The 19,998-nt window shown below is 73.5% G+C and carries 18 protein-coding genes; 10 read left to right on the top strand and 8 right to left on the bottom strand.

The features are described from left to right. Window positions 1-5: 5 nt before the first annotated feature. The 3 genes from K8F61_RS16060 to K8F61_RS16070 all read left to right on the top strand — a co-directional run bounded on the left by K8F61_RS16060 (window position 6) and on the right by K8F61_RS16070 (window position 2,674). Entirely contained in the window at window positions 6-569 is a 564-nt protein-coding gene (locus K8F61_RS16060) for an acyl-CoA thioesterase (RefSeq protein ID WP_067248862.1), read from the top strand. 113 nt (window positions 570-682) lie between these two features. Beyond that, window positions 683-1,228 (top strand): DUF4190 domain-containing protein, encoded by a 546-nt coding sequence (locus tag K8F61_RS16065; RefSeq protein ID WP_231821599.1) that lies wholly within the window; start codon window positions 683-685, stop codon window positions 1,226-1,228. 60 nt (window positions 1,229-1,288) lie between these two features. Then, window positions 1,289-2,674 (top strand): hypothetical protein, encoded by a 1,386-nt coding sequence (locus K8F61_RS16070; protein ID WP_231819838.1) that lies wholly within the window; start codon window positions 1,289-1,291, stop codon window positions 2,672-2,674. On the opposite strand, the gene K8F61_RS16075 is transcribed toward K8F61_RS16070, so the two are convergent. From K8F61_RS16075 to K8F61_RS16085, 3 genes are read right to left on the bottom strand one after another with little or no spacing between them, the layout of a single operon-like run. Further along, window positions 2,638-3,204 (bottom strand): hypothetical protein, encoded by a 567-nt coding sequence (locus K8F61_RS16075; protein WP_219085763.1) that lies wholly within the window; start codon window positions 3,202-3,204, stop codon window positions 2,638-2,640. The two genes, K8F61_RS16070 and K8F61_RS16075, sit on opposite strands and share 37 nt — an antisense overlap. Further along, on the bottom strand, window positions 3,201-3,800 hold the full coding sequence (locus K8F61_RS16080; RefSeq protein ID WP_231819839.1) for a hypothetical protein: 600 nt from the start codon (window positions 3,798-3,800) through the stop codon (window positions 3,201-3,203). The genes K8F61_RS16075 and K8F61_RS16080 overlap by 4 nt, the downstream gene beginning before the upstream one ends. Then, window positions 3,797-4,447 (bottom strand): hypothetical protein, encoded by a 651-nt coding sequence (locus K8F61_RS16085; protein WP_231819840.1) that lies wholly within the window; start codon window positions 4,445-4,447, stop codon window positions 3,797-3,799. Before K8F61_RS16085 ends, K8F61_RS16080 begins: the two co-directional genes overlap by 4 nt. A 181-nt stretch (window positions 4,448-4,628) precedes the next feature. Between K8F61_RS16085 and K8F61_RS16090 the strand changes: the two genes are divergently transcribed. The 7 genes from K8F61_RS16090 to rocD all read left to right on the top strand — a co-directional run bounded on the left by K8F61_RS16090 (window position 4,629) and on the right by rocD (window position 14,343). After that, window positions 4,629-8,480 carry a proline dehydrogenase family protein gene (locus K8F61_RS16090; protein ID WP_231819841.1) on the top strand — a complete coding sequence of 1,284 codons (3,852 nt, stop codon included), beginning with the start codon at window positions 4,629-4,631 and terminating at the stop codon, window positions 8,478-8,480. A gap of 81 nt (window positions 8,481-8,561) precedes the next feature. Further along, window positions 8,562-8,993, top strand: coding sequence for a hypothetical protein (locus tag K8F61_RS16095; protein WP_231819842.1), 432 nt, complete (start codon window positions 8,562-8,564; stop codon window positions 8,991-8,993). After that, window positions 8,993-9,220: a helix-turn-helix transcriptional regulator gene (locus K8F61_RS16100; protein ID WP_231819843.1), complete on the top strand. Its 228-nt coding sequence runs from the start codon at window positions 8,993-8,995 to the stop codon at window positions 9,218-9,220. Before K8F61_RS16095 ends, K8F61_RS16100 begins: the two co-directional genes overlap by 1 nt. A gap of 19 nt (window positions 9,221-9,239) precedes the next feature. Beyond that, entirely contained in the window at window positions 9,240-10,349 is a 1,110-nt protein-coding gene (locus K8F61_RS16105; RefSeq protein ID WP_231819844.1) for an NAD(P)-dependent alcohol dehydrogenase, read from the top strand. Window positions 10,350-10,496: 147 nt separating this feature from the next. Continuing rightward, on the top strand, window positions 10,497-11,777 hold the full coding sequence (locus K8F61_RS16110; RefSeq protein ID WP_231819845.1) for an EndoS/ChiA family endoglycosidase: 1,281 nt from the start codon (window positions 10,497-10,499) through the stop codon (window positions 11,775-11,777). Between the two features lie 452 nt (window positions 11,778-12,229). After that, complete coding sequence (ddaH, locus tag K8F61_RS16115) at window positions 12,230-13,123, top strand: dimethylargininase (RefSeq protein WP_231819846.1); 894 nt, start codon at window positions 12,230-12,232, stop codon at window positions 13,121-13,123. Continuing rightward, window positions 13,123-14,343 carry an ornithine--oxo-acid transaminase gene (gene rocD / locus K8F61_RS16120; RefSeq protein ID WP_231819847.1) on the top strand — a complete coding sequence of 407 codons (1,221 nt, stop codon included), beginning with the start codon at window positions 13,123-13,125 and terminating at the stop codon, window positions 14,341-14,343. Before ddaH ends, rocD begins: the two co-directional genes overlap by 1 nt. A 132-nt stretch (window positions 14,344-14,475) precedes the next feature. On the opposite strand, the gene K8F61_RS16125 is transcribed toward rocD, so the two are convergent. The 5 genes from K8F61_RS16125 to K8F61_RS16145 form a co-directional block, all read right to left on the bottom strand. Beyond that, window positions 14,476-14,865 (bottom strand): hypothetical protein, encoded by a 390-nt coding sequence (locus K8F61_RS16125; protein WP_231819848.1) that lies wholly within the window; start codon window positions 14,863-14,865, stop codon window positions 14,476-14,478. A 203-nt stretch (window positions 14,866-15,068) separates the two neighbouring features. Beyond that, window positions 15,069-15,578, bottom strand: coding sequence for a GbsR/MarR family transcriptional regulator (locus tag K8F61_RS16130; RefSeq protein ID WP_231819849.1), 510 nt, complete (start codon window positions 15,576-15,578; stop codon window positions 15,069-15,071). A gap of 69 nt (window positions 15,579-15,647) precedes the next feature. Continuing rightward, on the bottom strand, window positions 15,648-17,261 hold the full coding sequence (locus K8F61_RS16135; RefSeq protein WP_231819850.1) for an ABC transporter permease: 1,614 nt from the start codon (window positions 17,259-17,261) through the stop codon (window positions 15,648-15,650). Continuing rightward, window positions 17,258-18,238 (bottom strand): ABC transporter ATP-binding protein, encoded by a 981-nt coding sequence (locus tag K8F61_RS16140; RefSeq protein ID WP_231819851.1) that lies wholly within the window; start codon window positions 18,236-18,238, stop codon window positions 17,258-17,260. The genes K8F61_RS16135 and K8F61_RS16140 overlap by 4 nt, the downstream gene beginning before the upstream one ends. Window positions 18,239-18,320: 82 nt before the next feature. Next, window positions 18,321-19,988 carry a molybdopterin-dependent oxidoreductase gene (locus K8F61_RS16145; RefSeq protein WP_231819852.1) on the bottom strand — a complete coding sequence of 556 codons (1,668 nt, stop codon included), beginning with the start codon at window positions 19,986-19,988 and terminating at the stop codon, window positions 18,321-18,323. Window positions 19,989-19,998 lie beyond the last annotated feature (10 nt).

The following is a 19,998-nucleotide window of genomic DNA, read 5'->3' on the forward strand; positions in this document are numbered from 1 at the left end:
GGATCGTGAACGTGATCTGGCGCACCCTCCTCGTGATCCTCTCCGCACGCCGCCGGGCGCGCCGGGAAGGGCCGCTGGACCCCACCGCGGTCGGCCGGATCCGGCTCACGACCCTGCCCACGGACCTCGACATCCTCCGCCACATGAACAACGGGCGGTATCTCTCGCTGTTCGACCTCGGACGGTGGGACCTGCTGATCCGCACGGGCCTGTTCGACGCGATGAAGGAGCGCGGCTGGTACGCGGTGGTCTCCAGCGAGACCGTGACCTTCCGCAAATCGCTCGAGCTGTGGCAGCGCTTCGACGTCGAGTCGCGGCTGATCGGCCACGACGACAAGGCCGTGCTCATGGAGCATCGGGCGGTCGTCGGCGGCGAGGTCTACGCCCGCGTCATCGTGCGGGCGCGCATGCTGCGCCGGACCGGCGGGACGGTGCCGCACGACGAGCTCTTCGCCGCGGTCGGCCGGCCCGACGGGCTGCCGGAGGTGGACCCGTGGATCCACGACTGGGCGCAGGCGTCCGCACTGCCGCCCACCAAGGCGCCCGCCCCCAGCACCTGGACCGCCTGACGGCCGGCTGGTGCGGCCGCGACCCCGTCCGGCGGCGGGACACGAGCGGAGGCCGGCGATAGCATCGTGACGCGGGCATCCGTCCGCGTCACGGGCGACCGAGGGGGAACCAGATGTCCGACGACCGCAACGACCAGCCGCAGTATCCGGCGGTCCCGCCGTATCCGGGCGACGCGGCGCCGCAGACGCCTCCGCCGTCCGCGCCTGCGCAGCCGGGATACGCGCCGCCTCAGCCCGGTTACGCCGCCCCGCCGCAGCCGGGCTACACGCCGCCCGCGCAGCCGGCCTACGGTGCTCCGCAGGTCTCTCCCGCAGCGCCCTACGGCTACCCGATCGCGCAGCCGGCCTACGGGGCGCCGGCTCCGGCTCCCGTCGGCGGGATGGCGATCACCGCGATCATCCTCGGCGGGCTCGCCTTCCTGCTCTGCTGGATCCCGCTCATCGGGCTGATCCTCTCCGTCGTCGCCGTGGTGCTCGGCATCATCGCGGCCCGTCGCCCGGGCGGACGCGGGCTGTCGATCACCGGCATCGTGCTCGGTGCGCTGGGCTTCGTCGTGGCGGCCGTCGTCACCGGCCTCGTCATCGTCGGCTGGGTCGTCGTCGCCTCGGAACAGAGCGGATACGCGCTGGGGGCGGCGGCCGCGACCCTCGGGCTCTGACGCGGCGGGCGGAACGGGTATGACCGTCAGCGGCGACGGTCGTCGCGAAGGGGCACGGCCGTGCTGACCATCCTCGCCTCGACCGGGCGCGTGCTGTGGACGCGGTGGCCGATGCTGCTCGCGTGGTTCCTCGCCGGGATGCTCGGGCGGTACGTGGCGATCGAGGCGTCCGGCTTCGTCGGCGGGTACTGGGAGACGGGCGGACTGCTGCTGCTGCCCTTGGCGGTGCTCGCCCGCCTCACCGCGTACGTCGGGATGTTCCTCGTCGTCCGTGACGGCCTGAGGGAGCTCAGTGCGGTCGCGCCGCGTCCCGCCGATCCGCGGGAACGCCGCGCGGCGTTCGTGCAGGCGCTGCTGGCCGGGATGCTGCCCTTCTTCGCCGTCTACGCCGCCTGGGGGCTCCTGGATCAGGACACCGCGGAGTATCGGGAGAAGGTCGGAGAGGTCCGTCAGGGGATCGTGGCCTGGCAGCTGGTGAGAGCGCTGCAGGAGCCGGAAGGCGCGCCCGTGGAACCGGCCGCGGCGTCCGGATCCGGCATCGGATTCTGGACGATCGCGATCATCGTCATCGCCTTCGCGCTGCGGATGGCGTGGAAGAGGTGGGAGTCGAGGCTGCCGAAGGGACTCGCGGTCGGGGCCGTCTACCTCGAGACGGTGTGGGTCTTCTTCTTCGTCTGGACGCTGAAGGATCTCACGTCCGTCGTGCAGCACTGGGTCTCCGAGCGCGCGGTCGTGGTCTGGGTGGAGGACGTGCGCGCCTGGCTGGCGGAGCGGGTGAGCTTCGTCAGCGGGATCTGGGACGGGGCCGAGTGGCTTCTCGGCCAGCTCGGGGCGATCCTGCTGGAGCCGCTCGCCTGGCTGGCGGTCGCCGGGGTCATCTACGGCCAGGCCATCGCGGTCGGCCGTGTCTCGTTGTCCTCGCCCTACCTGGAGAACCGGTACATCGCCGCTCTGCGGCGCCGGTACGGGACCGCCCCCGGCTGGTTCCGTAGGCGGATGAAGGATGTCGGCGACCAGCTCGGCTCCCAGGTGAAGCCCATCGGATCCGCGTTGCTGTTCATGTGGCGGGCCGGACCGGTGTCGGTCGCCTCGTACGTCCTCCTGTACGTGATGCTGCTCGCGGCGCTGCCGTTGCTGCGGATCCTCCTCATCCGCGCCTTCGGCCCCCAGGACTACTCGGGGTTCTGGCAGGTCGCGGACACGGCGGTGTTCCTGCTCATCTTCCTCGTCACGGAGCCGGTCCGGGTCGCCCTCGTCGCGGCGGGGTACGACCATGCGCTGGGGGCGCTGCGTCATTCGGCGGTTCCCGCCGCGACCGGTGGGGGAGGGGCGACCACCGGCTCGGCGGCGGTGGACGGGATCGTGCCCCCGACCGTCGCGCCGGAGCTCTCCCCGGAGGTCATCGCGGATCAGGGATCGACAGGGAACCGCGGGAACGACGGATAGCTCTCCGACGAGGTGATGTCGATCCAGAACGGGCCCTGGACATCCTCCGGCACGATGTAGGGAAGGACGAGCTCGAACGGCTCAGGTCCCTGCAGAGCGCAGGTCTCCGGCTCGTCGTCCGAGAAGCGGAGCCCCAGTTCGAAGCGCATCGGCTCCCAGCGCCGTCCCGTGCTCTGCTGGACGAGCATCGGTTCCATGCAGGCGGTGTCCCCCGGCTCGCCGTCGGGGTCGTCCGGCACGACCGGGACGCCGACGCCGATCACCTTCGTCCCCGGAGGGACGGTCAGGCCGGTGGTGTCCTCGAGGACAACGGCTCTCGCCGGCCCCCACGACGCCCCGGCGAGCGCGACCGTGCCGTCCTTCCCCGGTGTCACGGGGAAGGACGGACGTGCGAAGTAGTAGTCCCACCATTCGTATCCGGCGATGACGCCACCGGTCACGGGGACCAGAAGGAGCAGCGCGAGCAGGGAGAGGCGGTTGGCCCGCCACCAGCCGCGCCCCTGGCGAGCGGCATCCGGAGGCGAGGTCACGGCGTCGCCCACTCGTTGGGACGCAGCACCCCGGAATCCTGGACCGCGACGTCGGAGAGGTCGATGGAGACCCGGATCTGGGAGTCGACCCGGGGGTCCCAGGTCGCGGAGAAGGCGAGGACGGCGCCGCCCGGAGACAACCCGTCGGGAAGCTCGAAGGCGACGCTGCCCGAGCGCGGGACCCCGGGGACGAGGGGGAGCCGGTAGAGCGACTCCGGGCGTTCCGTGGCCTGATAGGTGCGTCCGTCGATCTCCAGGAACGCGCCGCCGAGCTGGGCGCCCGCCTGCTGGATGACCGCGGCGGCGTCCAGATCCACGACCACCCAGTTCCCCGTCGCCGTCCACGGCGTCCCGGGGAGGAACGAGGCGTCGTCGGGCGGCTCGGACAGCTCGCGCACCCGACGGACGTCGTGCACCGTGACGTCGATGTTGCGGCCGACGCCGCGCTCGCCGATCTCGACGACCACGGCGAACGGCTCCTCGCCGGCGTTCTCGGCAGGGGTGAGCGCCACGACCACGCCGCCGACCGCGAGTAGCGCCGCGGTGATCGCCCAGGACACCGGTCCGCGCAGGGCGCGGGATGTGTTCGTGTTCATCCGGGTCCGTCCTCCGTCGCCGGCTCCTCAGCGGGCTCGGCATCGCCGGCACCGCCGTCGGTCAACGGCAGCGTGACGTAGGCGCCGACGCCGTCGTAGGACCACGCCGTCTGTCGGGTGGAGTCCGCCTTCTGGCTCGCCAGGGGCAGGGCCAGCTCGAGCTCACCGGTCGGCGTATCGCGCGGGACCACCCACACGAGGACGAGCCGGGCCGGGACCCCCGGCTGGAGCCACGGGCTGAAGGTGCGGTCGTCCGCCCGGAGGATCGCACCGGGCGGGCCGGGGAAGCCGCGGACCTCCACCTCGCGGACGGAGCCGCGCGCGTCGGTGTTCCGCGGGAAGACCCCGGTGTTCTCGACGTCCATCTCCAGACGGAGGACCCGGTGCGTGGCGAGCTGGGCCTCAGCCGGAAGGTTCGCGTATGCGTCGACGATGTCCGCACGCACGACGCTCATCTCGAACCCCGCCCCGGCGTACTCGCCGCCGGCCGTGAGGTGCGGAGGGTCGTCCGCGATCGTGGCGAGGCCCCCGAACGCCGCGGTGGACGCCAGAAGGAGTCCGGCGCCGGCCGTGATGAGCCAGGGCGTGGGGATGCGCCCGACGGCGGAGCGCATCCACGCCCTCGGTCCCTCGGATCCTTCCCCCACCCGCACAGCATAGAGCGCCGCGCACGCGGGCGCCCTCGCGCGCGTGCGCCCGCGCGCGAGGCAGCGCAGAACCGGGGACACGCGGCGCCCGGTCAGCGAGCCTCGGGCCGAGCCGCGTCGCGGCGCGTCATGCTGGGAGGAGCACGCCCGGCACGGGCGACCAGGAGGACGAGACACGCATATGCCGCAGAAGCTGAGCGACGAGGACCGGGATCGCGCACGGCGGGCCGTGGAGCTCGCCCAGCGGTGGATCGAGGAGGCCGGCGCCGCCGCGGAGGAGGGCGGGCGCGCGTCGGCGGAACCGCGGGCCGAGGGGAGCGTCCGCCGCGCCGCCCGCGGGCGTGCGGCCGAGTCCGGGGCCGAGCGCCTGGCGGGGGTGCTGCAGGACCCGAACGGACTGCCGTTCACCCTGGGCTTCGTCGACGGCGTGATGCGCCCCGAGAGCCTGGGCGCCGCCGCGAGCGGTCTGCGTCGGATCGCACCGCTCGTCCCGGACTTCCTCCCGTGGTACCTCAAGGCCGCCGTGCGCGTGGGCGGCGGCATCGCGCCGGCGCTGCCCGCCCCCACCGTCCCGATCGCCCGCAGGGTCCTCCGGGACATGGTCGGTCACCTCATCGTCGACGCCCGTCCCGACAAGCTCGGCCCTGCGATCGCCCGGATCCGGGAGAGCGGCGCGCGACTGAACCTGAACCTCCTCGGCGAGGCGGTGCTGGGGGAGAACGAGGCGCGGCGGCGGCTCGACGGCATCCACGACCTCATCCGCCGGCCGGACGTCGACTACGTCTCCGTCAAGGTCTCCGCGATCAAGAGCCGGATCTCGCTGTGGGCGTTCGAGGAGACCGTCCAGGAGATCGTCGACCGCCTGCTCCCGCTCTACCTCACGGCCGCGGACCCGGCCACCGGGCACCGGCCGGGCGCTCCGGTCCCGGACGCGAATGCCGCGCACACCGGGCCCCTCAGCCGCGCGGGGGCGCTCTCCGGCACGACGTTCCTGAACCTCGACATGGAGGAGTACCGCGACCTCGACCTCACGATCGCCGTCTTCACGCGGATCCTCGAGGATCCGCGCCTCAAGCACCTCGAAGCCGGGATCGTGCTCCAGGCGTACCTGCCCGACGCGCTGCCGGCGCTCCGGGAGCTGACCGCATGGGCGCAGGACCGGGTGGACCACGGCGGCGCGCGCATCAAGGTGCGTCTGGTCAAGGGCGCGAACCTCGCCATGGAGAAGGTCGAGGCCGCCGTGCACGGCTGGCCGGCCGCGCCCTACGACGCGAAGGTCGACACCGACGCCAACTACCTGCGCTGCCTCGACGAGGCGCTGCGGCCGGAGGCGACGCGCGCGGTGCGGGTCGGGATCGCCGGCCACAACCTCTTCGACGTCGCCTACGCGTGGCTGCTCGCCCAGGAGCGGGGCCTGACCGCGCCCGCCGCCGGCGACGAGCACGCCGCGTCCGACATCGAGTTCGAGATGCTGCTGGGGATGGCTCAGGCGCAGGTGGAGGCCGTGCGCCGGGACGTGGGACCGGTGCGTCTCTACGTGCCCGTCGTGGACCCGCGCGAGTTCGACGTCGCCATCAGCTACCTCGTCCGCCGGCTGGAGGAGAACGCCTCGCCCGAGAACTTCCTCTCCGCCGCCTTCCGCCTGCACGAGGACCACGACCTGCTGGACCGGGAGATCACCCGGTTCGGCGCCTCCCTGGAGCGCTCGGTCGACCCGGACCTGCGCATCGGTCCGCGCCGCTCGCAGGACCGCGCCGCCCCCGTCCACGAATCCATGGTGCGCACCGCGGACGCCCTCGATCTGGACGGCCCCCTCACACAGGCGGTCCTGGGGATCGCCCGTTCGGCGGACCCCGCGGACACGTTCGTGGAGACCGCCGTCTACGCCGAGCGGGAGGACACCCGGGAGGCCGCGCTCGGCGCCCCCGGGTTCTCGAACACGCCGGACACCGACCCCGCGCTCGCGGCCAACCGCGAATGGGCCCGCGGCATCCTGCAGCGGATCCCGGGGTCCACGGCAGGCACCGGCCTGCTGCCGTCGGCGCGGATCGAGCATCCGGACCAGCTGGAGCGGGTCGTCGGGCGCGTGCGCGACGCGGCTCCGGGGTGGGGAACCCGTCCGGCGTCGGAGCGTGCGGAGATCCTGCTGCGTGCGGCGGCGGTCCTGGAGTCGCGCCGCGACGAGCTGATCGAGGTCGCGGCGTCCGAGACCGGGAAGGTCCTCGCCGAGGCGGACACCGAGGTCAGCGAGGCCGTCGACTTCGCGAAGTACTACGCGGCGAAGGCGCGCGAGCTCGACACCATCCCCGGAGCGGCGTTCGTGCCCTCCCGGGTGACCGTCGTCGCGCCGCCCTGGAACTTCCCGCTCGCGATCCCGTCCGGCGGGGTGCTGGCCGCGCTCGCGGCCGGATCCGGCGTCGTCTTCAAGCCCGCTCCGCAGGCGCGCCGCTGCGCGGCCGTGATCGCCGCGGCGCTGTGGGACGCGGGGATCCCGCGCGACGTCCTCGCCCTCGTCGACATCGACGAGGGCGAGCTGGGCCGGCGCCTCATCGCGCACCCCGACGTCGACCGGGTGATCCTCACCGGGTCCTGGGAGACCGCGGCGCTCTTCCGCAGCTGGCGTCCGGACCTGCCGCTGCAGGCGGAGACGAGCGGCAAGAACGCGATCGTCGTCGCCCCCTCGGCCGACCTCGACCTCGCCGTCGCCGACCTCGTCCGCAGCGCCTTCGGGCACGCCGGGCAGAAGTGCTCGGCCGCCTCGCTCGCGATCCTCGTGGGCCCGGTCGGGCGGTCGAAGCGCTTCGCCCGGCAGCTGGCCGACGCCACCCGGTCGCTCCACGTCGCTCTGCCGTCGGATCCGCTGGCCGAGGTCGGCCCGGTCATCGAGCGCCCCTCGGGCAAGCTGTTGTGGGCGCTCACGGAGCTGGAGGGCGACGAGAAGTGGATGATCCGTCCGGAGCCCGTCGAGCCGTCCGACCTCGACGCCGCCCTGGCCGCCGAGGGGAGGCTGTGGCGTCCGGGGATCCGCCTCGGCGTGCAGCCGGGCTCCCGGTTCCACCGCGAGGAGTTCTTCGGGCCGGTGCTCGGGATCATGCTCGCCCCGACGCTGGAGCGCGCGATCGAGCTGCAGAACGCCGTGGACTACGGGCTGGCGGCCGGGCTGCACACCCAGAGCGCGGACGACCTCGCCCTCTGGCTGGACCGCGTCGAGGCGGGGAACCTCTACGTCAACCGCGGGATCACCGGCGCCGTCGTGCAGCGCCAGCCCTTCGGCGGCTGGAAGCGGTCCTCGGTGGGGACCGGAGCGAAGGCGGGCGGGCCGAACCACCTCGTGGGCCTCGGATCCTGGCGGGGGACCGGCGGAGGGGCGGCGTCGAGCACCCTGCACCTGCGCGGTCTGGACACGCGCATCACGGCGCTGATCGAGGCGGCCCAGCCGTCGCTCGACTACCCGGCGTTCGAGTGGCTGCGCCGGGCCGCGCTCTCGGACGCCCTGGCCTGGGACCGCGAGTTCGGCCGCGTCCGGGACGTCTCGCGTCTCGGCGTCGAACGCAACCTCTTCCGCTACCGCCCGGTGCCGGTGGCGGTGCGGGCGACCGGCGACGCCGAGTGGCGTGAGCTGCTGCGCGTCGCGCTCGCCGGCATCCGCACGGGTGCCGAGGTCACGCTCTCGACGCCGGTCGGCCTTCCCGCCGGCGTCCGCCGCGTGCTCGGCGACCAGGGGTTCGTGGTGTTCGTGGAGTCGGACGACGAGTGGATCCAGCGCGTCGCGCGCCGCGGGGCGGCGGAGCGCGATCCCGAGTCGCCGCCCGTCGCGGACCGCGTGCGGCTGGTCGGACCCACGGAGGCGGTCGCGGGCCTGCATCGACGGCTCGCCGAGGCCGTGGACGGGGACCCGGACCTCGCGATCCACTCCGGCGAGGTGACGACTGCCGGGCGCATCGAGCTGCTGCCGTTCCTCCGCGAGCAGTCGATCTCGATCACGGCGCACCGCTACGGCAACCCGGATCCGTGGAGCGAGTCCGTCATCTGATCCCGAAGTAAAAGATTCTTGACACCCCGACTTCCGCGGTCGTATTTTCTCTGTAAAGAACATTTTACATCGGAGGTCGCCATGGTCTATCACGAGCGCGCGGCGTGGACGGAGCTCGTCGTCGGCATCGCCGGAGTCGTCGTCTACGCGATCCTGCTGTCCGTCTCCGCGGCCGGCGGCCCGCTGACCGGCGTCGACTGGCCCCCGCTGATGATCGGGACGATCGGCGGCGGCGTCCTCCTCGCCATCCTCCTGACGATCGGGTGGGGAATCCTCGCCAGGGCGCGTGATCGAGAGGCGATGGCGACGGACATCCGCGACCGCGACATCGGGTGGATGGGCGGGCGCGTCGAGCACGCGTTCCTCGTGATCGCGGGCCTCGGGGTGCTCGTGCTGTGCGCCCTGCGGGCCGACGTGTTCTGGATCGCGCACGTCATGTTCGCCGGGTTCGCGGTGTCCTCGATCCTCGGCGGGGTCGCCCGCGTGATCGCGTATCGCCGGGGGCTCGTGTGATGGTCAAGCCCACCCGCGTCACCAATACGATCCGGGCGCACCGCGAGGACGCCGGACTCACGCAGGCGGAGCTGGCGCGACGCATCGGCGTCACCCGGCAGACGCTGATCGCGATCGAGCAGGGGCGGTACTCGCCGACCCTGGAGCTCGCCTTCCAGATCGCCCGCACGTTCGGGGCGGCGATCGACGACCTGTTCCAGTACCCGGACGTGCCCGGGAAGGGCTGACGTGAGTGGGGAGCGCGAGATGGACGTGAGGGGAGACGACGGCCGGGGAGGGCGGGCGCAGGGCGGCGGCTCGGCGCCGGGGCGGCCGGAGATCCCGGACTCCATGCGGGCGTGGGTCCGCGAGACGTACGGCCCGGCGGAGGGGGTGCGCCTCCAGGAGCTCCCGACGCCGCGTCCGGGGCGTGGGGAGGTGCTGCTGCGCGTGCGGGCCACGGCGCTGAACGCGGGCGACGTGCGGCTGCTGCGCGGCGATCCGCTCCTGGTGCGTCTCGTCTACGGGCTGACCCGGCCGCGGTTCCCGGTGCGGGGGATGGACGTCGCCGGCACCGTCGTCGCCCTCGGTGCCGGGGTGGGCGGCATCGGCCTCGGTGACGAGGTCGTCGCCGAGCTGCGCGGGGGAGGCGGTCTTGCCGAGTACGCGACGGTGCCCGCGGACCGGCTCGCGATCCGGCCGGCAGGCGTGGATGCCGCGCTCGCCGCGTGCGTGCCCATCGCCGCCGGCACCGCCTGGCAGGCCTGGGATGCCGCGGGGCTCGCGACGGGCCCGGCGGATGGCGTGGGCGGCTCGGGCGGCCGGGTGCTCGTGCTCGGCGCGTCCGGGGGCGTCGGGACCTTCGCCGTGCAGATCGCCGTCCTGCGGGGTGCCGAGGTCTGGGCGACGTGCGGGGAGCGCAGTCGCGGGCTGGTCGAGGGGCTCGGTGCGACGCGGGTGTTCGATCACCGTGCGGAGGGGGAAGCGGGAGAGGGGCTCGACGCCCTGGCCGCGGCGAGCTTCGACGCGGTTATCGACATCGCCGGTCGCGTGCCCGTGCGCCGGCTGCAGCGGCTCGTGCGCGATGGAGGTCGCGTCGTCCTCGTCACCGGCGACGGCGGACGCCTCCTCGGTCCTGTGCCGCGGATGATGCGGGCGGCGTTGTGCTCGATCGGGTCCCGCCGCAGGGTCGTGTCCCTCGCTGCGCAGCCGCACGCGGAGCTCACCCGGGATGTGCTGTCGCTCATGGCGAGGGGGCGGATCGCGCCGGTCGTCGAGCGGGAGGCGGCGTTCGCCCAGGCGGGGGACGCGTTGGTTCAGGTGAGCGGCGGGCGCGTCCGCGGGAAGGTCGTCGTCCGGGTCGCGGGCGGGGTGTGAGGCTCCACGGGGTCCCATGGCGCGGGAACTGAATCGGTATAGCGGCAAAAGTTAAGGATACTTCCCGACATATTCGGTGTCTGCTAGCGTCTCACTAAATCGCTTTATGAGCGATGGATGGATCCGACGACGACGTTTGGAGAGACGATGAAGAAGTCCCTGTCCGTTCTCACCGCGCTGGGGGTCGCCGCCTCCGGGCTGCTGTTCGCGGCTCCGGCAGCGGCCGCGCAGGTCCCGGCCGCGCAGGTCCCGGCGGCGGCGTCCGTTCCCGGCTCTGATGCCCAGTGCTCCGCGGAACCGCAGTACTTCGCGTACTACCGGACCTGGCGCGACAAGTACGCGTCGTGGCCCGGCAGCGAGAACGAGCCGGAGAACCCGGCCTTCAACGAACAGCGCATGGACGACCTGCCCCGCGGGGTCGACGTCGCGTTCGTGTTCAGCAACTACGTCAGCGACGATTCGCGGTTCTGGGACGTGCTGCGGGACGAGTACGTCCCGAACCTGCACGCCCAGGGCACGAAGCTCGTCCGCACCGTCGACATCGGCGTGATCCTGGACGCGCCCACCGCCGACACCCCCGAGGCCTACGACGCCGCGGCGGAGCAGATCCTCGCGGAGTACGTCACCGACGACGGACTGGACGGCCTGGACGTGGACATGGAGCGCGAGCTCTCCGCGGCGCAGGTGAACCGCGCCGCCGGGGTCTTCGAGGCGCTGAGCGCGCACATCGGGCCGCAGTCGGGCACCGACCGGCTGTTCGTCTACGACACGAACAAAGAGGGCACGCATCCGCTCACGGCGCGCATCGCCCCCTACGTCTCCTACGTGCTCGTGCAGTCGTACGGTCGTCAGGTCTCCGGGCTCCAGCGGACCTGGGACTCCTACGCCCCCTACTTCCACCCCTGCCAGTACCTCATCGGCTTCTCCTTCTACGAGGAACGCGGTGCGGACTGGGGCGACACGCGCGATCCGTTCGAGACCTCGCGCGCGGCACAGTACGCGCAGTGGCAGCCGCAGGGGGCGACCAAGGGCGGCATCTTCTCGTACGCCGTGGATCGCGACGGGAAGCTCGTCGGAGACGACACGATCACCAGGTCGGACTTCTCCTGGTCGAAGCGCCTGATCGCGATGCAGGACGAGGCCGCCGGGGTCACGCCCGCGGCACCGCCCGCGCCCACCGCGACGCTCGGAGCCGACAAGGCGACGGTGACCGGCACCGGCGTGGCGGGCGCGGAGGTGCGGCTGACGACCTCGGGCAAGGGGCGACTGCCGTCCCCGGCCACGGCGGTCGTCGGCTCCGACGGCACCTGGACCGCCACGCTCGACCGTCCGGTGCGCCCGCCGATGACCGTGTCGGTCACGCAGCGCTGGTGGGACACGGCCGACTCCGACGCGGCCACCCTCACCGGTCACCCCGTCTGGGGCTGACCCCGGGCGCTCGACCGGCCGCGTGTGCCGGGGGCCGGGGTCCCGCTGCGGATCCCGGCCCCGCGGCGTTCTCTCTGTCCCGCGGTGTTCTCTCGCTCCGGCGGAGGGATCCGCGGGATTCTTCCGCGGACGGGGTCGGGGAGGTGTCTCGCGCTTCTGCGGAGGTCTCTTGCTCCTGCGGAGGTCTGTCGATCCGGCGGAGGGATTCGATGGGTCTCTCCGCCGGAGGTGGTTTTCTCCGACCGGACCGGCGCGAGTCGGGGTGGGACGCCGAGTGGGGCAGAGGCGGGATCGCCGACGGGCGCCGGATGGCGGCGGGGGGCATGTGGTGCGAGAATGGACGCTGGCGTGCCCGTGTCGCATCTTCCCCGGCAGCTCCGCGAGAGCCCGGGTCGAAGGCCCGCCGGGCCCCTGGACAGCGTCCGCCGCATCCCTTTCCGAGGAGAGCATCCATGTCGACGCCCGAGACCGCCACGACCGCCCGTCCGACCGCCGAGCCTGCCGGTGCCCGCACGGCGCACCACCGCCGATACCTGATGTGCCGACCCGAGCACTTCACCGTCAGCTACACGATCAACCCGTGGATGGAGCCGGCGAACCCGACCGACACCGCCAAGGCGGTCGCGCAGTGGCAGAAGCTGTACGACCTGTACGTGGAGCTCGGCCACGAGGTGGAGCTCATCGAGCCGCTCGCGGGCTACCCCGACATGGTCTACACCGCCAACGGAGGGTTCGTCATCGGTGGCCGCGCTTACGTGCCGGAGTTCCGCTTCGCCGAGCGTCAGGGCGAGGCCCCGGCCTTCGCGGAGTGGTTCCGCGCGAACGGCTTCGACACCGTCCTGCCGGAGGAGGTCAACGAGGGCGAGGGGGACTTCCTGCTCGCCGGCGACGTGATCCTGGCGGGGACCGGCTTCCGCTCCACCGGCGACAGCCACCGCGAGGTGGGCGAGGTCTTCGGCCGCGAGGTCGTCTCGCTGAACCTCGTCGACCCGCGCTTCTACCACCTCGACACCGCCCTCACGGTCCTCGACCCGGTCGTCGGCGTCGAGAACGGCGGACCAGAGCGGGCCAACATCGCCTACCTGCCCGGCGCCTTCGACGACGCCAGCCGCGCCATCCTCGAGGAGCGGTTCCCGGACGCGATCCTCGTCTCGGACGAGGACGGCGCGGTGTTCGGCCTGAACTCGGCCAGCGACGGCTACAACGTCATCATCTCGCCGCGCGCGACCGGCTTCGAGAAGCAGCTGCGCGAGCGCGGCTACAACCCGATCACCGTCGACCTCTCCGAGCTGCTGCTCGGCGGCGGCGGGATCAAGTGCTGCACCCTCGAGCTGCGGGGCGCCTGATGTCGGACGCCCTCCACGCCACCGACCAGCAGTCGGCGCCCGACGCCGCGGAGCCGCACGTCGCGACGAACTACCGGCCCCTGCCGGTGACGATCGCCCGCGGCGACGGCGCGTGGGTCACGGACGTCGAGGGCAAGCGCTACCTGGACCTGCTCGCGGCGTACTCGGCGGTGAACTTCGGGCATCGCCACCCCGCTCTCGTCGCGGCTCTCGAGGAGCAGCTCGGACGGATCGCGCTCATCAGCCGCGCCTTCCGCAGCGACCGCCTGGAGCCGTTCGCCGAGGGGCTCGCACGCCTGTGCGGCAAGGAGCTGGTGCTCCCGATGAACACCGGCGCCGAGGCCGTGGAGACGGGGATCAAGGTCGCCCGCGCGTGGGGGTACCGCGTCAAGGGAGTCGCCGACGGGGCGGCGCGCATCGTCGTCGCCGCCGGGAACTTCCACGGACGCACCACGACGATCGTCAGCTTCAGCGACGACGAGGCCGCGCACGACGACTTCGGTCCCTACACCCCCGGCTTCGACGTCGTGCCCTACGGGGACGCGGACGCCATCGCGGCGGCGATCACGGACGAGACCGTCGCGGTGCTCGTCGAGCCGATCCAGGGCGAGGCGGGCGTGATCATCCCTCCGGACGGGTATCTCCGTCGGATCCGGGAGATCTGCGACGAGCGGAACGTGCTGTTCATCGCGGATGAGATCCAGTCCGGACTCGGCCGGGTCGGCGAGACCTTCGCCTGCGACCGCGAGGAGGTCGTCCCCGATCTGTATCTGCTGGGGAAGGCGCTCGGCGGCGGGCTGCTGCCCGTGTCCGCCGTCGTCGGGAACCGTGACGTGCTCGGGGTCATCCGTCCCGGCGAGCACGGCTCGACCTTCGGCGGGAACCCGCTGGCCGCCGCGGTCGGCCTGCAGGTGGTGGAGATGCTGGAGTCCGGCGAGTTCCAGGAGCGCGCGAAGGCCCTCGGCGACCACCTGCGCACCGGGCTGGAGAGCCTCGTCGGACAGGGCGTCACGGGGATCCGCGTGGCCGGTCTGTGGGCCGGCGTCGACATCGATCCGGCACGCGGCACCGGACGCGAGATCGCCGAGCAGCTCTCCGAGCGCGGGGTCCTGGTGAAGGACACCCACGGCCAGACGATCCGGATCGCGCCGCCGATCGTGATCCGCCCGACCGAGATCGACTGGGCGCTGGAGCAGCTCCGCGTCGTCCTCGCGAGCTGACGGCGGGGTCCGGGGCCGGAGTCGGGGGTTCGGGGCGCCGGACGGACCGAAACGGGCCCGTCCGGCACCCCGAACCCCCGTTCTCCGCCCCGAAACCGGGGATCTGACGAGGATCCGAAGAGTCCGCGGGCGTCAGGCGGGGGAGTCGTCGGGATCCAGGCCGCGGATCGCGTCCTCCTCCACCTCGGTGTCGGCCTGCAGGCGCTCCTGCGTGCTCTCGTCGCCGCCGAGCGGCGCGTCCTGGCGCGGTGCGGTCTGCTCCTGCGGCGCCTCCGGATCGGTCCGGGGCTCGTCCGACGCCGAGTCCTCGTCGCGGACGTGTCCGGCGCCGGTCGCCCCCTCCTGCTCGGCGAGCGATCGATCCGCGACGACGAGGTCGGGGTCGGTGGCGTCCGGCTCGACGGCGTCGTCCTCGGGCTGGCGGGGTTCGCCGCTGCCGCGCGGATCCTGACCCGGCGTGTGCGGGTGCTGCCCCGATCCGCCGTCGTGCGGGGAGGTGTTCCGGTCCTGCTGCTCGTCCATGCCCGGGACGCTAGACCCCGGATACGACCTCGTCCGAGGGCATTGACAAACGGCCGGCGCGTGCTCACGGGATCGCGCCACGCCGCACGCCGCGCGTCGGACGCCGCCGCGCCACGCCGCACGCCGCACGCCGGCCGCCGCCTGTCCGACCACGTCGCCGAGAACGGCCGTCCATGCGGGCGCCGGTCGCGGACCGGGGCGGCTCAGTCGTCGCGGGAGCGCCGCTGCGCCTCCCACTCGTCGACCAGCGCCGGCATCCGCGCGGCCATGAACCGGAAGAAGTCCGCCATCTCCGCGGCCCGGTCCCGCGCGGCGTGGTCGTCCGCGTGCGCGTCGCCGATGGCCTCGATGTGAGCGGCGAGGCGCTCGTAGATGGGACCGTTGTTGGTCATCAGGCCGTACCAGGTGTCCGACACGATGACGTAGCGGTCGCGCCGCGTCTCCGGGCGGGACACCCGGCGGATCACCTGGATCGTCTGGAGGTAGCGGACCGCGCCGGACACGGCGGCCGCGCTCACGCCCAGGCGCTCGGCGAGGTCTCCGGCCGTGTAGCCCTCCGCGGGCGCCGCGATGAGGGCCATGAGGACGCGGGCGGGCATCCGGGGGAAGCCGACGGACGCGATCATCGCCGCGGCGTCCTCGGCCGCGTCGACGCCCTGGTGCGCGGGAGGCTCCTTCCCCGGTCCTGTGCCGGCGGCCGCGTCGGTCGTCATCCGTCCATCTTCCCATCCGTGCTCGTCGCGCCCGGGCCCGTGGTGCTTTCCGGGCCCGGACGGGACGGATCATCCTGCCGGGTGCAGCTCGCGACGCCGCATGAGCCCGAGCGCGGCGGCGATGCCCGCCGCGGCGGCCGCGATCAGCCACCACACGCCCTTGGGGTCGATCTCGTCGCCCGAGACCGTCGGCGTCTGCGCGAACGGCGAGGCGTTCGCGAGCCAGTCCGGCAGGGAGAACAGCGGGCCGAACAGGCCGACCATCACGGCCAGCAGCACGAGGGTCCAGCCGACGGGGACCGTGCCCCGGGGCAGGAGCACGAACACCAGCGCCGTGAGGGCGAGGAACACGCACGCCGCCGCGGCCTGCCCGGCGCCGGCCAGGGCGGCCCCGCGCAGGAGCGGACCGGCCTCGTCCCCGCGCCCGGCCACGCCCAGGGCGGATCCGGCGACCGCCGCCGCCGCGACGAGGACGACGGCGAGCACGGCCACCCCCACGTAGCCGGCGAGCCAGCGGACCCGGTCGACCGCGGTCGCCAGGACAGCTTCGGCCGTGCCGTGCGCCTCCTCCTGCCGTGCGCGGCACACGGTCTGCACCGCGGCGCACGCCGCGAGCACGCCCACGATGATGTAGAAGATCACGATCAGCCCCTCCTCGAGGCCTCCGCGGTCCGACAGCGCCTCGAAGATCCGCTGGACGGCCTCGACCTTCGTCCCGATCTCGTTCACCACCGCGGCGAGGCTCGTCGCCAGCAGTCCCGTCACCAGGGCGCCCGCGGCCCATCCGAGCACGGACCCCCTGGTCAGCCGCCACACGAGTCCGGCCCTGGAGGCCAGGGCGGCCGGAGCGTCCGTCCGTCCGCGCCGCTCGGGCACGATCCCCGCCCCGATGTCACGCACCGACTGCACCCCGATCGCGGCCAGCGTCAGCACCGCGCCCGCGCCGATCCCCAGCAGGGCCGGCCAGACCGCGTCGTCTGCGTACGGGCGCGTGTTCATGGCCCACCCGAACGGCGAGAACCAGGCGAGGGGGCTCGACTCCATGCGGGTCAGGTCGTCGTTCGGCGTGCCCAGGGCGTTGCCCAGCCCTGCGATCACGTAGGTCCCGACGAGGAGCCACACGGCCAGGGCGTTGGCTCCGCGCGAGGTCCGCATGATCTGCCCGGCGGCGAGGCCGACGCCCAGGAAGCACAGGCCGACCGAGGCCACGGCGAGCCCCGCGACAGCCGATCCCGCGACGGGGAAGCCCGCCGACAGGAACGACGCGGCCACGAGCAGGCCCAGGACGACGTCGGCCAGCACGCCGTGCACGATCGTGGCGAGCAGCGGCGTCAGCCGGGCTGCCGCGGTGGCGGCGACGAGCTCCGCGCGTCCGAGCTCCTCCTCGGCGCGGGTGTGCCGGACGGCAAGGAATGTGCTCAGGAACCCGGCGAGCATCGCCAGGAACGGCAGGATCAGGAACAGCGTGAACGCCGCCCGCTCGGCGCCGGAGGGGAGGCCCCGGAACAGCAGGATCACGGGGTTCGCCATGACGGTGGCCAGGACCTCCGTGCGCTCCTTCTCCGTGCCGTAGGACGAGGACGCCCCGCCCACGGCGGCGAGGGCGAGCGCGACGGTGCCGAGGATCCAGAGCAGGAGCTGGAGCCGATCGCGGCGCAGCCGCTGGCGCAGCAGGGCGATCATCGGCCGGCCCTCGCGGTCCGCCGGGTGCGCGGCGCGTCGCCGCCGGCCTCGTGCTCGTCGTCGTCGCGCTCCTGCTCGGCCAGGTCGTCGCCGTAGTGGCGGAGGAACAGCTCCTCCAGGGACGGCGGCTCGATCCGGAGGCCGGTGACGTCCCGACGGGCCAGCTCGGGAAGGACGGCGACGACCCGGTCGCTGTCGACCGTGAACCGGACGCGTCCCTCCTGGACCGTCCCGTCGTGCGCCTCGGGGATGCCGGCGAGCACTGCGGCGTCCTCGCCGTCGAACGAGATCTCCGGCCGCGTCAGGTGCCGCAGCTCAGCGAGGGTGCCGGACTCCACGATCCGGCCCTCCCGGATGATCGACACCCGGTCGCACAGCTGCTCGACCTCCGACATGATGTGGCTGGACAGCAGCACGGTCGCCCCGGCCTCCCGGACGCGGGCGACCTCGCGGCGGAACATCACCTCCATGAGCGGATCCAGGCCGCTGGTCGGCTCGTCCAGGATGTAGAGCTCCGCCGGAACGGCGAACGCGGCGATCAGCGCGACCTTCTGCCGGTTGCCCTTGGAGTAGGAGCGCCCCTTCTTCGTGGGGTCGAACTGGAAAGCGTCCATCAGGCGGTGCTTCTGCGCGCGATAGGACGGATGCGTGGTCCGCGCTCCCCGCAGCCGCGCCAGGAGGTCGATGGCCTCGCCGCCGGAGAGGTTCGGCCAGACGCTGACGTCGCCGGGGACGTAGGCGATGCGCCGGTGCAGGCGGGCGGCGGCGCTCCACGGCTCCTCGCCGAAGACCTCGGCCTCGCCGCCGGTGCGCCGGGCGAGCCCGAGGACGATGCGGATGGTCGTGGACTTGCCCGCGCCGTTCGGGCCGAGGAAGCCGTGCACCTGGCCGGCGTCGACGTGGAGGTCGAGTCCGTCGAGGGCGTGCACGCGACCGTAGTGCTTGGTGAGCCCGCGCGTGCGGATGATCGTGTTCATGACGGCGAGCGTACGCGGATTTCACGAATTCGTGAAGAGAGTGAAGCGTTAGGGTTCCGTGAGGATCGCGGCGCATCCGGGCTCACGCGGGCGCGACGGTCGCCCGGACGGTGTGCCAGCCCGTGGCGCCGTCCGGTGCGGGCAGCGACTCCGTCGCCGTCTGCACCTCGCCGTCGGCGCCGATCGCGCGGCAGCGGATCCGGTGGTCCCCGGGCTCGGCCCGCCACGGCAGCCGCCACTGCACCCAGGTGTCGGCGGAGATCGCGGGGGCGAGCTGCGCCCGCTGCCAGGGTCCGTCGTCCACCTGGACCTCCACGGCGCCGATCCCCGTGCCCGGCCGCCACGCGACGCCGGCGATCACGGCGTCGCCCGCGCGGGTCTCGCGTCCCCTCCGCGGGACGTCGATGCGGGACTGGAGCTTGATCGGGCCTCGTGCGGACCATCCCCGATCCGTCCAGTACGCCCTCGCCCGGTCGAAGCGGGTGACCTCCAGCTCCGTGACCCACTTCGTCGCCGACACGTAGCCGTAGAGACCCGGGACCACCATCCGCACCGGGAAGCCGTGCTCGGGAGGCAGCGGCTCGCCGTTCATGCCGACGGCGAGCAGGGCGTCGCGGTCGTCGGTGAGCGCGTCGAGCGGCGTGCCCGCGGTGAACCCGTCCTGGGAGCGGGACAGCACCATGTCCGCGTCCGGGTGGGGTCGGGCCCGCGCCAGGAGCTGGCGGATCGGATGCCCGAGCCACACCGCGGTACCGACGAGGTCGCCGCCGACGACGTTCGAGACGCAGGAGAGGGTCGTCGCCGACTCGGTGAGCGGCAGTGCCAGGAGCTCGTCCCACGTCAGCTCCACCTCCTCGTCGACCATCCCGTGAACCCGCAGCCGCCACCCGCCCGGATCGATCGAGGGCACGACGAGGGCCGTATCGATGCGGTAGAAGTCGCGATTGGGTGTGATCAGCGGGGTGAGGCCGGGGACGTCGAGGGCGGCACCCGGCGGGATCGGCGGCGCCGGCGTGGCGGGGCGGGGAAGGCGGATCGCTGCGCGCACGGCGGTCACGGCCGCGGAGCCCGCGCGCAGCGCCGAACCGGCGACCGTCATCACCACGCCCGCGACGGCGGCGGCTCCCGCGCCGAGGAGGAAGCCGCGGCGGCCGATCCGCCCGGCTCCCGCCGCATCCCGGTCCCGAGGCACCGGCACGGTGCCACCCCCGGCGGATCCGCCGTCGCTGAGGGAACCGTGGCCGCCCTCCGTGCGGGCATCGCTCGTCGTCGCCGAGAACGGCTCGGCGCGCGCGGGGAGCCGGGTCGGCGCGAGCGCCCGGACGAGCGCCCCGAGCACGGCCGCCGCGACGAGGCCCGCGAGGACGGCGGGCACCCAGGCGAACGCTCCGGCGTCGGCGCGGGTCAGCGCGAGGGCTCCCACGCCGACACCGATCAGAAGGACGGCGACGGATCCGGCGCGCCGCCAGCGGGCCTCGCCGATGCCGGCCAGCGCCGCGGCGGCGAGGAGGACGAGCGCGATCCCGGTCAGCAGCGCCGCCTTGTCCGCCGTGCCGAACCAGGCGATCGCGGCGTCCTTCGCCCAGGCGGGGGCGGCGTCGATGAGGGCGCCGCCCACGACGGCGAGCGGGCCCGAGGCGGGGGCGAGCAGCGTCGCGGCGAGTTCGCCGACGCCGACGCCGAGGAGGGAGCCCGCGATGCCCGCGGCCGCGGCGAGGGCGCGAGGAGGGTCGGGCGCGTCCGTGCTCATGCGCTCAGCG

It is taken from the genome of Microbacterium resistens (assembly GCF_021172025.1).
Taxonomy (GTDB): Bacteria; Actinomycetota; Actinomycetes; order Actinomycetales; family Microbacteriaceae; genus Microbacterium; species Microbacterium resistens.